This is a genomic window from Serratia surfactantfaciens, from assembly GCF_001642805.2.
Taxonomy (GTDB): domain Bacteria; phylum Pseudomonadota; class Gammaproteobacteria; order Enterobacterales; family Enterobacteriaceae; genus Serratia; species Serratia surfactantfaciens.
The window spans coordinates 1,643,540-1,658,854 of record NZ_CP016948.1 but is presented as its reverse complement, the minus strand read 5'-3'; the positions used below and the strand labels follow the sequence as shown (position 1 = coordinate 1,658,854).

The 15,315-nt window shown below is 59.6% G+C and carries 15 protein-coding genes; 9 read left to right on the top strand and 6 right to left on the bottom strand.

Annotated features, from left to right (window positions below; genetic code table 11):
- Nucleotides 1-38: 38 nt before the first annotated feature.
- Nucleotides 39-1,160 carry an anhydro-N-acetylmuramic acid kinase gene (gene anmK, locus ATE40_RS07950; protein WP_063919369.1) on the bottom strand — a complete coding sequence of 374 codons (1,122 nt, stop codon included), beginning with the start codon at nucleotides 1,158-1,160 and terminating at the stop codon, nucleotides 39-41.
- A gap of 351 nt (nucleotides 1,161-1,511) precedes the next feature.
- Here anmK and ATE40_RS07945 point away from each other — a divergent pair, with 351 nt between their 5' ends.
- Complete coding sequence (locus ATE40_RS07945; protein WP_025159710.1) at nucleotides 1,512-1,976, top strand: outer membrane lipoprotein; 465 nt, start codon at nucleotides 1,512-1,514, stop codon at nucleotides 1,974-1,976.
- Nucleotides 1,977-2,070: 94 nt separating this feature from the next.
- Here ATE40_RS07945 and slyA read toward each other — a convergent pair whose 3' ends face one another.
- Nucleotides 2,071-2,502 (bottom strand): transcriptional regulator SlyA, encoded by a 432-nt coding sequence (slyA, locus tag ATE40_RS07940; RefSeq protein WP_025159709.1) that lies wholly within the window; start codon nucleotides 2,500-2,502, stop codon nucleotides 2,071-2,073.
- Nucleotides 2,503-2,682: 180 nt separating this feature from the next.
- Between slyA and ATE40_RS07935 the strand changes: the two genes are divergently transcribed.
- The 3 genes from ATE40_RS07935 to ATE40_RS07925 are packed head-to-tail and all read left to right on the top strand — an operon-like array spanning nucleotide 2,683 to nucleotide 5,820.
- Entirely contained in the window at nucleotides 2,683-2,919 is a 237-nt protein-coding gene (locus ATE40_RS07935) for a DUF1656 domain-containing protein (RefSeq protein WP_025159708.1), read from the top strand.
- 3 nt (nucleotides 2,920-2,922) lie between these two features.
- Nucleotides 2,923-3,786, top strand: a complete 864-nt coding sequence (locus ATE40_RS07930) for an efflux RND transporter periplasmic adaptor subunit (RefSeq protein ID WP_025159707.1) — start codon at nucleotides 2,923-2,925, stop codon at nucleotides 3,784-3,786.
- A 3-nt stretch (nucleotides 3,787-3,789) separates the two neighbouring features.
- Entirely contained in the window at nucleotides 3,790-5,820 is a 2,031-nt protein-coding gene (locus ATE40_RS07925) for an FUSC family protein (protein ID WP_019455976.1), read from the top strand.
- Here ATE40_RS07925 and sodC read toward each other — a convergent pair whose 3' ends face one another.
- A complete protein-coding gene (gene sodC, locus ATE40_RS07920) occupies nucleotides 5,821-6,342 on the bottom strand; it encodes a superoxide dismutase family protein (protein ID WP_019455977.1) in 522 nt (173 codons plus the stop codon).
- 241 nt (nucleotides 6,343-6,583) lie between these two features.
- Here sodC and ATE40_RS07915 point away from each other — a divergent pair, with 241 nt between their 5' ends.
- Nucleotides 6,584-8,428: a polyurethane esterase gene (locus tag ATE40_RS07915; RefSeq protein WP_063919368.1), complete on the top strand. Its 1,845-nt coding sequence runs from the start codon at nucleotides 6,584-6,586 to the stop codon at nucleotides 8,426-8,428.
- Nucleotides 8,429-8,488: 60 nt separating this feature from the next.
- Here the strand turns inward: ATE40_RS07915 and ATE40_RS07910 are convergent, their stop codons facing one another.
- The 3 genes from ATE40_RS07910 to ATE40_RS07900 form a co-directional block, all read right to left on the bottom strand.
- Nucleotides 8,489-9,385: an aldo/keto reductase gene (locus ATE40_RS07910; RefSeq protein WP_063919367.1), complete on the bottom strand. Its 897-nt coding sequence runs from the start codon at nucleotides 9,383-9,385 to the stop codon at nucleotides 8,489-8,491.
- A 99-nt stretch (nucleotides 9,386-9,484) separates the two neighbouring features.
- The gene (locus ATE40_RS07905) at nucleotides 9,485-9,724 is read right to left on the bottom strand and encodes a DUF1289 domain-containing protein (RefSeq protein WP_019455980.1); all 240 of its coding nucleotides are present in this window, start codon (nucleotides 9,722-9,724) and stop codon (nucleotides 9,485-9,487) included.
- Nucleotides 9,725-9,745: 21 nt separating this feature from the next.
- A complete protein-coding gene (locus ATE40_RS07900; protein ID WP_025159706.1) occupies nucleotides 9,746-10,675 on the bottom strand; it encodes a LysR substrate-binding domain-containing protein in 930 nt (309 codons plus the stop codon).
- A gap of 138 nt (nucleotides 10,676-10,813) precedes the next feature.
- Between ATE40_RS07900 and ATE40_RS07895 the strand changes: the two genes are divergently transcribed.
- The 4 genes from ATE40_RS07895 to nemA all read left to right on the top strand — a co-directional run bounded on the left by ATE40_RS07895 (nucleotide 10,814) and on the right by nemA (nucleotide 15,150).
- Nucleotides 10,814-11,455, top strand: a complete 642-nt coding sequence (locus ATE40_RS07895; RefSeq protein WP_063919366.1) for an NAD(P)-dependent oxidoreductase — start codon at nucleotides 10,814-10,816, stop codon at nucleotides 11,453-11,455.
- A 138-nt stretch (nucleotides 11,456-11,593) separates the two neighbouring features.
- Nucleotides 11,594-13,231, top strand: coding sequence for a phosphoethanolamine transferase EptA (gene eptA / locus ATE40_RS07890; RefSeq protein WP_063919365.1), 1,638 nt, complete (start codon nucleotides 11,594-11,596; stop codon nucleotides 13,229-13,231).
- Nucleotides 13,232-13,334: 103 nt separating this feature from the next.
- On the top strand, nucleotides 13,335-13,955 hold the full coding sequence (locus ATE40_RS07885; protein ID WP_019455984.1) for a TetR/AcrR family transcriptional regulator: 621 nt from the start codon (nucleotides 13,335-13,337) through the stop codon (nucleotides 13,953-13,955).
- 91 nt (nucleotides 13,956-14,046) lie between these two features.
- Nucleotides 14,047-15,150 (top strand): alkene reductase, encoded by a 1,104-nt coding sequence (gene nemA, locus ATE40_RS07880; protein WP_019455985.1) that lies wholly within the window; start codon nucleotides 14,047-14,049, stop codon nucleotides 15,148-15,150.
- Nucleotides 15,151-15,315: the final 165 nt, after the last annotated feature.

Genomic DNA, 15,315 nt, shown 5'->3' with positions numbered 1-15,315 from the left:
CTCCTTAGAAAAATCCTTCACAGGCTATCCTAACAGAGCTAACGGCCCCCCAATGGCAAAACCGGATAAATCCCACCCAGCACCGTTTCACGGCTGGCGCCGGTCACCGACGGCAGGTTACCGGCCTGGCCGGACAGCGTGCGAAACGCCAGCCAGGCGAAAGCCAGCGCCTCCATGTCGTCGCCGCTGACCCCGCAGTCGTCGGTCAACCCGACTTCCGTCCCCGGCAGCAACGCCGACAGGCGCGCCATCAGCAGCGTGTTGCGCGCCCCGCCGCCGCATACCAGCAGCCTTTCACACCCGCCGGCCAGCTGCACCTGCTCACTGATGCTGACCGCGGTCAACTCCGTGAGCGTGGCCTGCACGTCGACCGGCGCAATCGCCGGCAATCCGGCCAGCTGGCGCTCCAGCCAGGCGATATTGAAATACTCGCGCCCAGTGCTTTTCGGTGCCGGCAGCGCGAAGTAAGGATCCGCCAGCATCTGCTGCAGCAGCGGCAAGCAGACTCGCCCCTGCATAGCCCAGCCGCCGTCCTGATCGTAAGGCTGCGTGCGGTGGCGCCACACCCAGGCATCCATCAGCATGTTGCCCGGCCCGGTGTCGAAACCGCGCACCGGCGTACCGGGCAGCAGCAAAGACAGGTTGGCGATGCCGCCAACGTTCAGCACCATGCGCCGTTCGAGCGGATGCCCCAGCAGCGCCTGATGAAACGCCGGCACCAGCGGCGCGCCCTGCCCGCCGTAGGCCATATCGCGCCTGCGGAAATCGCCGACGGTGGTGATATCGGTCAACGCCGCGATGCGGTTGTTGTCGCCGAGCTGCATTGAGAAACGCGCGTCGCCCTCCGGTTCGTGCCACACCGTCTGGCCGTGACAACCGATGGCGGTGATCTGCTCCGCGTCGATGCCGGTTTGCTTCAGCAGGCCGAGCACCGCTTCGCCGAACAGCGTGCCCAACTGAGCGTCCAACCGGCCGACGGCGGCCAGGGTGGTCTGCTGCCCCTGGCACATGCCAAGAATCTCTTTTTTCAGCGCGATCGGCATCGGATGGCTATAGCTGGCCTGCTGCGCCACCATGCGATCGTCGATCGCGGCCAATACCACATCGATCCCGTCCAGACTGGTGCCGGACATGACGCCTATATAGCGGCCTGACTTCATAGCAACATCCTCTAACCTGCGCGGTAAGCAAATTTCATCCTGACAAATAAACCAGAATTGACGAATTAACGCCATGAATTATGATGCTTTTTTTGCGGGGCGTGAGCCAGATGCGCCGCTGTGGCACACTTTATGTGTTAAACCGTGCCTTAACCGGCAACGGAATGTCGCCGAGGCTGTCATAAAGGTAAACCGCGGTTTATTATTGGTTGAACAGAGGAAAGTTAAGCTGCGTGCAGCGATGAAGCATGGTGATATGCCAACTTTCCGCCATACTTTGTCTATCATTTTCACTGAATCTTGCCTGGAGAGCATTGCCAGGTTATGGACTACTACCATCAGGAGTTTTATATGATCAAGCGTCTTCTCGTCGTTGCCGTCGCCGCCGTTACGCTGGCTGGGTGCGCCAATGAATCCATGTCCGGCGATGTCTACTCGTCCTCGCAGGCCAAACAGGTGCAGAACGTCACCTACGGGACGCTGGTTTCCGTGCGTCCGGTTAAAATTCAGGGCGGCGAGGGCTCCAACGCCTTGGGGATGATCGGCGGCGCGGTGATTGGCGGCCTGTTGGGTAACACCGTTGGCGGCGGCACCGGCCGTACGCTGGCTACCGCGGCGGGCGCTATCGCCGGCGGCGCGGCAGGCAACAGCATCGGTGAAGTGGCCGGCCGTACCTCAGGCTACGAGCTGGAAATCAAAACCGACCAGAAAGAGAACATCGTGGTGGTACAGAAAGCGGGCGACACCAAGTTCAGCCCGGGCCAGCGCGTACGCATGGCGCGCATGGGCGACACCATCACCGTCTCTCCGCTGTAAGTCAGCAGGCGACACACGGCAAACCGGAGGCAATCGCCTCCGGTTTTATTTCTGATGCTGTGAAACTGTAATCGTAGAAAAAATAAGAATATTATTATTTGCTTTGCAGTTCGGTGATATTTTGTTCTAACTTGCCAATCAGCCCAACCAACAGATGCACTTCGTCGGCGGTAATGCCGCTTAAAATCTCACTGCGCGTAGACGTGATCACGCTGTCCACTTCCCTGATGATCGGATCGGCCGCTTCGGTCAGCTTGATGCGCTTCGCGCGGCGATCGTTGGCACAGGTGTGGCGCGTAATCAGCCCCTTCTCCTCCAATTGGTCCAGCGTACGAACCAGTGACGGTTGCTCGATACCGATCGCCTTCGCCAGCTGAATCTGCGACTGCTCCGGCGGCAAACGATTGATATTGTGCAAAGTGACCCAGTGTGTTTGGGTCAGCTCCAACGGCTTGAGCCGATGATCGATGAGCGCGCGCCAAACACGAACCAATCGTGCTAAATCTGAACCTAATGTTGACTCCACTTCCCCCTCCTTATAATTAGCATGCTAACATTACCTCCCAGAGTTTAGACTATTTTGGGTAACTCACATTAAAAACACAAATGTATATAATGTATATTGTGGAAATAGCCACTGTTTTTAGCCGCTATTGTTTAATCGTTATGCAAATATTCAACATATTCACCCTTAGGGATTGTTAATGTGAATACATCATGGTTACACGCCTCTTCCCCCTTGCCCGATTTGGTGCTGGGGGCATCGCTTTATTTTCCGCCTATATTTAAAGCTTTTTTGCTAGGGCTGGTCTTATGGCTGCTGATTCATCAGCTGCTGCGAGACTGGATGTATTCCGGCGAAATCTGGCATCCCATGTTGATGGATCTGTCCATTTTCGTTCTGACCGTCAGCGGTTCCTTATGGATTTTAGCGAGTTGGTAACCCATGCAGCATAAAACATTAAAATACTTTTCTACGGTGATCGTCTGCGCCATTGCCGTCTGTGCCGGTTGGTGGCTCTGGAATTATTATATGCAATCGCCATGGACCCGTGATGGAAAAGTGCGCGCCGAACTCGTCAATATCACCCCTGAAGTCTCTGGAAGATTAGAGAAAATAAGCGCGAATGACAATCAGTTCGTACCTGCGGGAAGTCTGATTTTTACCCTCGACCCGGTGCCCTACCAGATCGCGCTGGACAATGCCGAGGCCGCTGTGGCAAAAGCGCAATCCGATCTGGCCAAGGCGGACCACGAGGCCGCCCGCCGCCGCGGTTTGCCGCGCAACGTTATTTCCGCTGAAGATTTGGACGAGTCCAATTTAGCTGCTCAGGCAATGAAGGCCGCCTATAAAGCCGCTCAGGCCAACCTGGAGCAGGCCAAATGGAATTTGAGCAAAACCAAAATTTACGCCCCGACGGACGGTTATATCACCAACCTGCAGGCGCGAGTCGGAAACTACGCCAACGCCGGCACGCCCTTGGTGGCGCTGGTGGATGTGCACTCGTTTTATGTACTCGGTTATTTCGAAGAAACCAAGCTGAAGCATATAAAAGAAGGCAATAAAGCGGACATCGTTTTATATAACGGCAACACGCCGCTGCAGGGGGAAGTAGAGAGCATCGGCCGCGCCATTTACGATCAGAGCGTTGACAGCAGCAACGATCTATTAATGGACGTTAAGCCTAATGTTCCCTGGGTACGTTTGGCCCAGCGCGTGCCGGTACGGATAAAATTGCTCAACGTGCCCGCCGATTTGACGCTGGTCGCCGGCACCACCTGCACCATTTCGATTCATCAGCGGAACTAAAGTGTGAACCTGTCTTTTCTGGAGTGGAGCCGCACCCCCTGGGGTAAGGCGACCGGCGGCCAATGGCGCTACGCGCTGCGCAATTCGCTGGCGATGTGTCTGGCGCTGTGGGTAGCGTTCGTGCTCGAGCTCGACGAACCCTATTGGGCGCTGACCTCTGCCGCGGTGGTCAGCTTCCCCACCATCGGCGGCGTGATCAGCAAAAGCATCGGCCGCATCTTCGGCAGCCTGCTGGGCGCCGCCGCGTCGGTGGCGATCGCCGGCCACTGTCTGAACGATCCCTGGCTGTTCACGCTGTTCATCGCCGCCTGGATCGGGCTGTGCACCTATATCTCCAACCATTACCAGAACAACGTCTCGTATGCCTTCGCGCTGGCGGGGTATACCGCCGCCATCATCGCCTTCGGTACGGTCAACGTCACCGATACCCAGCAGATCTTCGATATTGCCCAGGCACGGGTTTGTGAAGTGATCACCGGCATTCTGTGCGGCGGGTTGATGATGATGATCCTGCCCAGCACCTCCGACGGCGAAGCCTTGCTGACCTCGCTGCGGCGCATGCAGCTGCGCCTGCTGGAACACGCCGCCATGCTGTGGCAGCCGGAGGTCACCGCGCAGATGCGTACCTCGCACGAAGGGGTCATCGGCCAAATCCTGACCATGAACCTGCTGCGTATTCAGGCGTTTTGGAGCCACTACCGGCTGCGGCGGCAAAACAATCTGCTCAATTATCTGTTGCACCAGCAGCTGCGCATTACCAGCGTTATTTCCAGCCTGCGCCGCATGCTGCTGAACTGGCCGGATCGCCCCGCCAACCTGATGCCGGTGCTGACGCAGCTGCTGGACGAACTGCGCGATCCCGCCACCGACAAATACCGTTTGGCGCGCCTGCTCCAGCAAATCGCCCCGCAAGATCCGACGGACTATCGCCATCGCGCCTTCTGGCTGCGTCTGCGACATTTCTGCTGGCTTTACCTGCGCTGCAACCGTTGGCTGCAGCGGCTGGAGAACGCCACGGCGGTCAGCGAACTCCAGCCGCCGCGCGTCACCTCGCTGGCGCGCCACACCGACAGTTATGAGGCCGCTTACAACGGCCTGCGCACCTTTTTATGCATCGTGATCGGCTGTGCCTACTGGATCAACACGCAGTGGGACGCCGGCAGCGCGGCGCTGACGCTCACCGCCATCAGCTGCGTGCTTTACTCTTCGACGCCTTCACCGATCAACAGCATCAGCACCTTGCTCAAGGCGGTGTTGCTGCTCTCGGTCGCCTGTTTCGTGGTGAAATTCGGTTTGATGATCCAGATCGACGATTTTTGGGTGTTCTGCGCCTTCCTGTTCCCGATCCTGGTGACCATGCAGATGCTCAAGCTGCAGCATCCGCCTTATGCCGCGCTCTGGGGGCAGCTGATCGTCTTTATGGGCTCGTTCCTGACCGTCAGCAATCCGCCGAGTTATGACTACCAGTCCTTTATCAATGACAATATCGCTAAAGTCGTCGGCGTGCTGCTGGCCGGGCTGGCGTTTCAAATCCTGCGCCCCAGTTCGGACAAACGCAAAAGCCGCCGCATTATCCGCGCGCTGCGGCGCGATTTTATCGATCAGTTGAGCAAACGGCCGCAGCAGAGCGAAAGTCAGTTCGAATCGCTGATCTACCACCGCATCAGCCAGCTTAACCAAAGTCAGGATCAAGAGGCGCGCACCTGGCTGTTGCGCTGGGGCGTGGTGCTGCTCAACTGCAGCCATATCGTCTGGCAACTGCGCGACTGGCAAACCCGTTCCGATCCGCTGTCGGCGGTGCGCAACGTCTGCATTCACCACCTGCGCGGCATCATGACGGAGAAAGGCGTGCAGCACAGCTCGCTCGACGCCACGCTGCAGGAGCTGCAGCGCATCAGCAACGCGCTGGCGCACCACCCGGAACAGGCGGCGCGCGATCTGGCCGGCCTGATTTGGCGGCTCTACTGTTCGCTGCAGCAGCTGCAGCTGGCTACCGGCCAGCCCGCCGCTGCCCCGGCCGTTAGCGGCGGATGATCACTTAATCACGCCGCAGGCGAAACGTTCACCGCCGCCGCCGAGCGGCAGTGGATGATCCGAATGATTATCGCCGCCGGCGTGCACCATCAGCGCTTTGCCTTCAATTTCGCTGATTTTCTTCAGCCGCGGCGCCAACACCGGATAGGTAGCCATGCCGTCGGCGGTCACATAGATGGCCGGCAGGTCACCCAGATGCCCGTCGGCATACGGCCCGAGATGTTTGCCGGTCTTTTGCGGATCGAAATGGCCGCCGGCCGCCAGCGCCGCCACCGCCTTGCCGTCCTTCATGCCCGGTTCGCAGCTACCTTTCTCATGCACGTGGAAACCGTGCACCCCGGCCGGCAACGCTTTCAAATCCGGCGTGAACAGCAAGCCGTACGGCGTTTCGCTGATGACCACTTTGCCGATATCCTGACCGATGCCCTGCCCGGTCACCAAATTCATCTCAACGTCGACCGTTGCCGCCTGAGCGGCCCCACAGGCCATCAGGCCAAACGCCGCATACCAATAACGTTTCATCAATCAGTCTCCTTAATGACTATATCGAGTTATCAGTATAGGAGAGCCAGTGCCGGCACTGTTAACCAACGCACAATCTCGCCAATTTGATTCGCAGGCCTAATATTTAGCGCTAATAATCATTTTACCGATGTTGGTCCTCTGACCAGCTGTCGTTCGGCTAACGTTGTTTCCCTGTTTCTACCGTCAGCGCATGAGAGTTCACATCCAGGCCAGGCGGCATACTTCATAAGGAACTGATATGGGCATCTTTAGCTATAAGGATCTTGACGAAAACGCGTCGAAGGCGCTGTTCTCCGACGCCTTGGCCATCTCTACCTACGCTTACCACAATATCGATAACGGCTTCGATGAAGGCTACCACCAAACCGGTTTCGGGTTGGGCCTGCCGCTGACGCTGATCACCGCGCTCATCGGCAGCACCCAATCACAGGGCGGTCTGCCCGGCCTTCCCTGGAACCCCGACTCCGAACAGGCCGCGCAGGAGGCGGTGAACAATGCCGGCTGGTCGGTCATCAGCGCCGCGCAGCTGGGCTACGCCGGTAAAACCGATGCGCGCGGCACCTACTACGGCGAAACCGCCGGTTACACCACCGCGCAGGCCGAGGTGCTGGGAAAATATGACAGCGAAGGCAATCTCACCGCCATTGGCATCTCATTTCGCGGTACCAGCGGCCCGCGCGAGACGCTGATCGGCGATACCATCGGCGATGTGATTAACGATCTGTTGGCCGGGTTCGGGCCGAAAGGCTACGCCGACGGCTACACGCTGAAGGCCTTCGGCCAACTGCTGGGCGACGTGGCAAAATTCGCGCAGGCGCACGGGCTGAGCGGCGAGGACGTGGTGGTTAGCGGCCATAGCCTCGGCGGACTGGCGGTCAACAGCATGGCGGCGCAGAGCGACGCCAACTGGGGTGGTTTCTACGCGCAGTCCAACTATGTCGCCTTCGCCTCGCCGACCCAGTACGAAGCCGGCGGCAAGGTGATCAATATCGGCTATGAGAACGATCCGGTGTTCCGTGCGCTCGACGGCACTTCGCTGACCCTGCCGTCACTGGGCGTCCACGATGCGCCGCATACCTCCGCCACCAACAATATCGTCAACTTCAACGACCACTACGCGTCGGACGCCTGGAACCTGCTGCCGTTCTCCATCCTCAACATTCCGACCTGGCTGTCCCACCTGCCGTTTTTCTATCAGGATGGTCTGATGCGGGTGCTGAACTCCGAGTTTTATTCGCTGACCGACAAAGACTCGACCATCATCGTCTCCAACCTGTCGAACGTCACGCGCGGCAATACCTGGGTGGAAGATCTGAACCGCAACGCGGAAACCCACAGCGGGCCGACGTTTATCATCGGCAGCGACGGCAATGACCTGATCAAGGGCGGCAAAGGCAACGACTATCTCGAGGGCCGCGACGGCGACGATATCTTCCGCGACGCCGGTGGCTATAATCTGATCGCCGGCGGCAAAGGTCACAATATCTTCGATACCCAGCAGGCGTTGAAAAACACCGAAGTCGCCTACGACGGCAATACGCTTTACCTGCGCGACGCCAAGGGCGGCATTACATTGGCGGACGACATCAGCACCTTGCGCAGTAAAGAAACCTCCTGGCTGATTTTCAGCAAAGAGGTGGATCATCAGGTGACCGCCGCCGGATTGAAATCGGATTCGGGCCTCAAAGCCTATGCGGCCGCCACCACCGGCGGCGACGGCGATGACGTCCTGCAGGCTCGCAGCCACGACGCCTGGCTGTTCGGCAACGCCGGCAACGACACGCTTATCGGCCACGCCGGCGGCAACCTGACCTTCGTCGGCGGCAGCGGCGATGACATCCTGAAGGGCGTCGGCAACGGCAATACCTTCCTGTTCAGCGGCGATTTCGGCCACGACCAGCTGTATGGCTTCAACGCCACCGATAAACTGGTGTTTATCGGCACCGAAGGCGCCAGCGGCAATATCCGCGACTACGCCACGCAGCAAAACGACGATCTGGTGCTGGCCTTCGGCAACAGCCAGGTAACGCTGATCGGCGTCTCGCTCGATCACTTCAACACCGATCAGGTGGTGTTGGCCTAAGGACCAACGTAAAAAAAGCCGGGCGCTTGCGCCGCCCGGCTTTGCTCTTGCCGCTCCGCCTTAAGGCACGTCATACCCCAGCGCCGCCTTGCGAATGCGGAACCACTGCTGGCGGTTCAACACCAATTTCTGCGCCTTCAGCGCCGAACGCACCCGCTCAATCTTGCCGGAGCCGATAATCGGCAACGGTGACGACGGCAGGCGCATCACCCAGGCGTACACCACCTGCTCGATGGTCTCGGCGCCAATCTCTTGCGCCACCCGCTGCAGCTCATCGCGCAGCGGCTGGAACTCGGCGTCGTTGAACAAGCGCCCGCCGCCCAGACAAGACCAGGCCATCGGTTTGATGCGCAGCTGTTGGCACTGGTCGAGCGTGCCGTCGAGAATGGCCGGTTGATGAATCGGCGAAATTTCCACCTGATTAGTGGCCAGCGTGAACGGCAGGCGCGACTGCAGCAGTTGGAACTGCGCGGGGGTAAAATTGGAGACGCCGAAATGGCGCACCTTGCCGCTTTTGTGCAGCGCGACAAAGGCTTCGGCCACGTCGTCGGCATCCATCAACGGGTCCGGGCGGTGGATCAGCAGCAGATCGAGGTAGTCGGTATGCAGATGGCGCAGCGACTGTTCCGCGCTCTGTACGATATGATCGCGGTCGGTGATGTAGTGGCCGATCGGGTTGCCGGGCCTGGCGGTCGTGGCGATGCCGCACTTGGTCACCAGCTCCAGCGACTGGCGCAGCGCCGGCTTCAGGCGCAACGCGTCGCCGAACGCCTGTTCGCAGGCATAACCGCCATAGATATCCGCGTGATCGGCGGTGGTGACGCCCAACTCGACATGCTGTTCGATATACGTCAGCAGCTGCTGCGGCGACATGCCCCACTCCATCAACCGCCAGTAACCGCAAATCATGCGGGAAAACTCAGGCCCCTGCGGCGCGAGACGAATACGTTCTACCATTGCGAAAACCTCATGACATTAGTTGTCAGCCAGCATACACAAGCCGGTGAGGCCCAGGGAAGCGCTAAGCCGCGCGAACGTGCGGCAGATCAGGAAAGGTTAAAACAACGAAGGCTGTTCCGGCAACGGCTCATCGGGGGCTTTATTGGCGCGCTGCAGGCGCAGGAAGCGTTGACGGCACAGGCGCAGCACCTCGCGCTTTTGCGCGTCGCTCATACTCATCCAGCCGAAGCGCTCCTCGCGGCTGCGCAGGCAGCCACGGCAGAAACCGCGATCGTCGGCCTGGCAAATGCCGCGACACGGGCTGGGGATGTCGAAAAATTCAAGCTGCTGCGCCACGGGGCCTCCTGCATTCTCTTGCTAATTGAAGACGCCATCGCCGCCGCTGGCAAGTCCCTTTTCGCCATTGCGGCGAAAATAGTCGCGCAAATAGCGCAGCGCCTGGCGACTTTTCTCCGGCATGGTGCGTTCGAGGGTCAGCGCGTGCAAGCGGAGCGGCGCAGGCCGCCATTCCGGCAGCAGCAACAGCAGCTCGCCGCGCTGCAACTCGTCGCCGATTTCATACAGCGGCTGAACGGAAATCCCTAGCCCGGCGCGGGTAAAGGCGCGCATCACGTTCATGCTCTCGCTGACGATCTGCCCTTCTGCCAGCCGCAGCTTGACCTGCTGCCCGGACTGATGCAGCAAGTCCAGGTGCGCCCCGCTGTAGCCGCTGGAGATCCAGCGGTGCTGCACCAAATCCTGCGGCCTTTCCGGCACCCCATGCTGGCTGAGATAACGGGGCGCGGCGCACAGCACCATCGGCCATTCTGTCAGCGGGTGGGCGATCATATTGGCGTCCGCCAGTTGACGATTGGCTCGCAGCGCAATGTCGACCCGCTGTTCTATCATATCGACGATGCGATCGTCCGCCAGCACCCGTAGCGTCAGCTTGGGATGCGCCTGCAACAGCGGCGACAACGCCTCCGCCAGCGAGCGGCCGCCGATGCCTACCGGGGTAGCGATGCGCAGCTCGCCCACCAGCGTATCCCGCAGCTCGGCCAACCGCTGCTCCGCCTGCTGCGCCTGTTGCAACATCGCCTCGCAGCCGGGGTAAAACGCCGCCCCCGCCTCGGTCAGCGCCAGACGACGGGTGGAACGGTGCAGCAGCGGCACCCCAAGCGCCTTCTCCAGCGAGCGCATGTGCTGGCTGACCGCCGACGGCGTCATGCCCAGCCGCCGCGCGGCGCCGGCCAGCGATCCCTCCGCCACTACGGTGGCGAATACTGCCATTCGATTGAGTTTATCCACGATTAGGAAGTTTTACTTAATCAAGAAAGCATGAATATGGCACTAATCACGGCTATTGTTAAGGGCTAGAGTAGAACCCACGCAGCAGGCACACTGGCCTGCCTCACGATATTGACCCATCCCCGAAGGAGCATGCAGATGAAAGTAGCCATTATTGGAGCAACCGGTTTTGTTGGCCGCCGCGTGGTGGATGAAGCGCTGGCTCGCGGCATTCAGGTGACGGCGATCGCCCGCCAGAACAAAGATTTGCCGGAGCACGCCCATCTGACCGTCGCGCTGGGCGACGTCGCCGATACCGCCTGGCTGGCGGGACAGTTGCGCGGTCAGGATGCGGTGATCAGCGCCTACAACCCCGGCTGGGGCGAAGACCACCTGTATGAGAAAACCGTCCGCGGCGCCCAGCAGATCCTCACCGCGGTCGAACAGGCCGGCGCCAAGCGCCTGCTGGTGGTCGGCGGCGCCGGCAGCCTGGAAGTGGCGCCGGGGGTTGAACTGGTGGATACGCCGCAGTTCCCGGAAGAAATTCGCCCTGGCGCTCAGGCGGTACGCGATCTGCGCAACAAACTGCGCAACGAATCGGCGCTCGACTGGACCTATCTCTCGCCGGCCGCCCTGCTGGAACCGGGCAAACGCACCGGTCAGTTCCGCCTCGGCACCACGCAGTTGCTGATGAACGGCGAAGCACCGGCCAGCATTTCGGTGGAAGATTTGGCGGTCGCTATCGTTGATGAGATTGAAAAACCTCAGTTTATTCGCGCGCAGTTCACCGCCGCCTACTAAACCGTCTCGCCGCCAGGCCGCCCGGCCTGGCGTTTTCCCCGCGTTCACCGCCGCCAGTATTCTGAATTTCTAAGGTTTTCTTAAGTTTCATCCGGTAGATTTCAAGGCATTATCTACTCTCAGGATCCAGATTTGGCAATGTGGTTACGTCAACGCTTACAGTGCAACAGCCTCGGTTTTATCCTCGCCACCGCCCTGTTCTTCACTCTGTTTCAAAACGCGTTATTCCTGCATCGCGCCTGGTCGTATATCGCCTTCGATAGCGTCCACAGCGTGATTTTCGCCGCCAGCATGCCGGTGGTGATCTTTTGTGCGCTGAATATCATCTTCAGCGTGTTGACCGTGCCCTATCTGCGCAAGCCGCTGATCGTCTTTTTCTTGCTCGGCAGCGCCGCAGCCAACTATTTCATGTACAGCTATGGCGTAGTGATCGACGGCAACATGATGCAAAACGCCTTCGAAACCAATACCCAGGAAGCGACGGCGCTGCTGACGCCGCGCATGGGGGTGTGGCTGGCGCTGCTCGGCATTCTGCCGGCGCTGGCGGTCTGCTTCACCCATATTCGCCAGACTCGCCCCTGGTGGTATATGGTCGGGCTGCGCGCCGCCAACGTCATGCTGTCGTTGGTGGTGATCCTGATCGTCGCCGCCCTGTTCTACAAAGACTACGCTTCGCTGATCCGCAACAATAAAAGCGTGGTGAAAATGTTGACGCCTTCCAACTTCGTCGCCGGCTCTATCAAGTTCACCGAACAGCGTTACTTCACCCGCAATCTGCCGTTGGTCAAAATCGGAGAAGACGCGCGCAAAGGGCCGCTGATCGCCGGGCAGGCCAAGAAAACGCTGGTGATCCTGGTGGTAGGCGAAACCGCCCGCGCCGAAAACTTCTCCCTCGGCGGCTACGCGCGCGAAACCAACCCGCGCCTGAAGCAGGACGACGTGGTCTACTTCAAGAACGCCAGCTCATGCGGTACCGAGACGGCGATCTCCGTGCCCTGCATGTTCTCCAACATGCCGCGCAGAGAGTACGACGCGACTCTGGCGGCGCACCAGGAAGGCATGCTCGACGTGCTGGCGCACGCCGGCGTCAACGTGCTGTGGCGCGATAACGACGGCGGCTGCAAAGGCGCTTGCGACCGGGTGCCGCACATCGACATGACCAAGCTGAAACTGCCGCAGGACTGTGACGGCGAGGTGTGCATGGACAACGCGCTGCTGTACAAGCTGAACGACTACATCAGTAGCCTGAAAGACGACGGCGTGATCGTGCTGCATCAGATGGGCAGCCACGGACCCGCTTATTACCGTCGCAGCACGCCAGAGTTCCAGACGTTTACGCCGACCTGCAACAGCAATCAGATTCAGGATTGCAGCCATGAACAGCTGGTGAACACCTACGACAACTCGATTCTGTATACCGACGCGATGCTCGATGCCACCGTCAAGCTGCTGCAGCAGTATGACGATAGGTTCAATACCGCACTGGTTTACTTGTCCGATCACGGCGAATCGCTGGGTGAAAACGGCATGTATCTGCACGGCACGCCTTATGTCTTCGCGCCGAGTCAGCAAACTCACGTGCCTTTCCTGATGTGGATGTCCGCAGATTATCAACGCAACTTCGGCATCGATCGCCAGTGCCTGAACGCGCTGGCGGAACAAGACGAGGTTTCGCAGGATAACCTGTTCCACACCCTGCTGGGCATGCTGAACGTACAAACCCGCGAATATCAGTCCCGGTTGGATATCCTGCAGCGTTGCCGCAGCGCGGCGTAAGCGCTTAACTTCCTCGTGCCGCTGAGGCACAATGGTTTACAGACAACCGGCGTTTTGTGCGCCGGTTTTTTTATTCCCATTGACCTAGACCAATCGGTCTATTATGCTCGGCACCATGATGACCAAATCAACGCATTGCAACGTGGACACACGTGAACATCTGCTCGCCACCGGCGAAACTCTCAGCCTGCGCCTTGGCTTTACCGGCATGGGGCTGAGCGAGCTGCTGGCCACCGCGGGCGTGCCGAAAGGCTCGTTCTACCACTATTTTCGCTCGAAGGAAGCCTTCGGCGAAGCGATGCTACAACGCTATTTCACGCACTATGACGCGCAAATGCAGGCGCTGTTCGCCGACGAACGCGGCGATGCCCGCCACCAGCTGCTCGGCTATTACGCCCAGGCCATCAGCTACCATTGCCGCAGCGAGTGCCACAACGCCTGCCTGGCGGTGAAGCTTTCCGCCGAGGTGAGCGATCTGTCGGAACCGATGCGTCATGCCCTGGAAATCGGGACCGCTCGCGTGATTGGCCACCTGCAGGCGGCTATTGAGCGCGGTATTGCCGAGGGCTCGCTGTCGGTAGCCATGAGCCCGGCGGCGACTGCGGAGACGTTGTATTCACTGTGGCTAGGCGCCTCGCTGCGCGCCAAGATCCGTCGCTCGTTGGCGCCGTTGACCAGCGCGCTGGAAAGCATCGAGTTGCTGCTGCGCTCGCCGCAGCCGTAACGGTAACAATCTCTTTTTATTGAAAAATGCAGTTCGTGTTTTTTTTATCGCCCATTACTAGACGACCGGTCTATTAAATACAGGATGCACTATGAAGACTGAAAAATTGCTCTCTCCGCTGAAAGTTGGCGCCGTCACCCTGCCCAACCGCGTGTTTATGGCTCCGCTGACGCGTCTGCGCAGCATCGAACCGGGCGACATTCCTACGCCGCTGATGGCGGAATACTATGCGCAGCGCGCCAGCGCCGGCCTGATCGTGACCGAAGCGACGCAGGTTTCTTTCCAGGCGAAAGGCTACGCCGGTGCGCCGGGCCTGCACACTCCGGAACAGATCGCCGCATGGAAAAACATCACGCAGGCGGTGCATGACAAAAACGGCCACATCGCCGTGCAGCTGTGGCACGTAGGGCGCATCTCCCACGACAGCCTGCAGCCGGGCGGACAAGCGCCGGTCGCCCCTTCGGCGATCAACGCCGAATCGCGCACCACCGTACGCGATGAAACCGGCGCCTGGGTGCGCGTACCAACCTCCACGCCGCGTGCGCTGGAAACCCGCGAGATCCCGGGTATCGTCAACGATTTTCGTCAGGCAACCGCCAACGCGCGCGAGGCCGGCTTCGACTTCATCGAACTGCATGCGGCCCACGGCTATCTGCTGCACCAGTTCATGTCCCCTGCCTCCAACCAACGTACCGATCAATACGGCGGCAGCATCGAGAATCGCACCCGCCTGACGCTGGAAGTGGTCGACGCGGCGGTCGCCGAATGGGGTTCCGAACATATTGGCATCCGCATCTCGCCGCTGGGGCCGTTCAACGGTCTGGACAATGGGGAAGATCAGGAGGAAGCGGCGCTGTACCTGGTGGAAGAGCTGAACAAGCGCAACATCGCCTACCTGCACATCTCCGAACCGGACTGGGCAGGCGGCAAACCGTATTCCGACGCCTTCCGCGACTCGGTGCGCGCCCACTTTAAAGGGGTGATCGTCGGCGCCGGCGCCTACACCGCCGAAAAAGCCGAAGCGCTGATCGAAAAAGGTTTCATCGACGCGGTAGCCTTCGGCCGCAGCTATATCGCCAACCCGGATCTGGTCGAGCGTTTCCGTCAGCACGCACCACTGAACGAACCTAAGCCGGAAAGCTTCTACGGCGGCGGTGCCGAAGGCTATACCGACTATCCGTTTCTGGCGAAGTAACCCGTCCTGACGCCCAACGGCCACGCAAGCGCATGGCCGTTTTTTTATGCGCCGCTTGCAAAAAGGCCCGCACAAGGCGGGCCGCTGTTCCCTGGTGTTGTTTATACTGCCGTTTAATTTTTACACGGTTGCACGCAGGATTGATAATTGATTGTGCAGATCAAT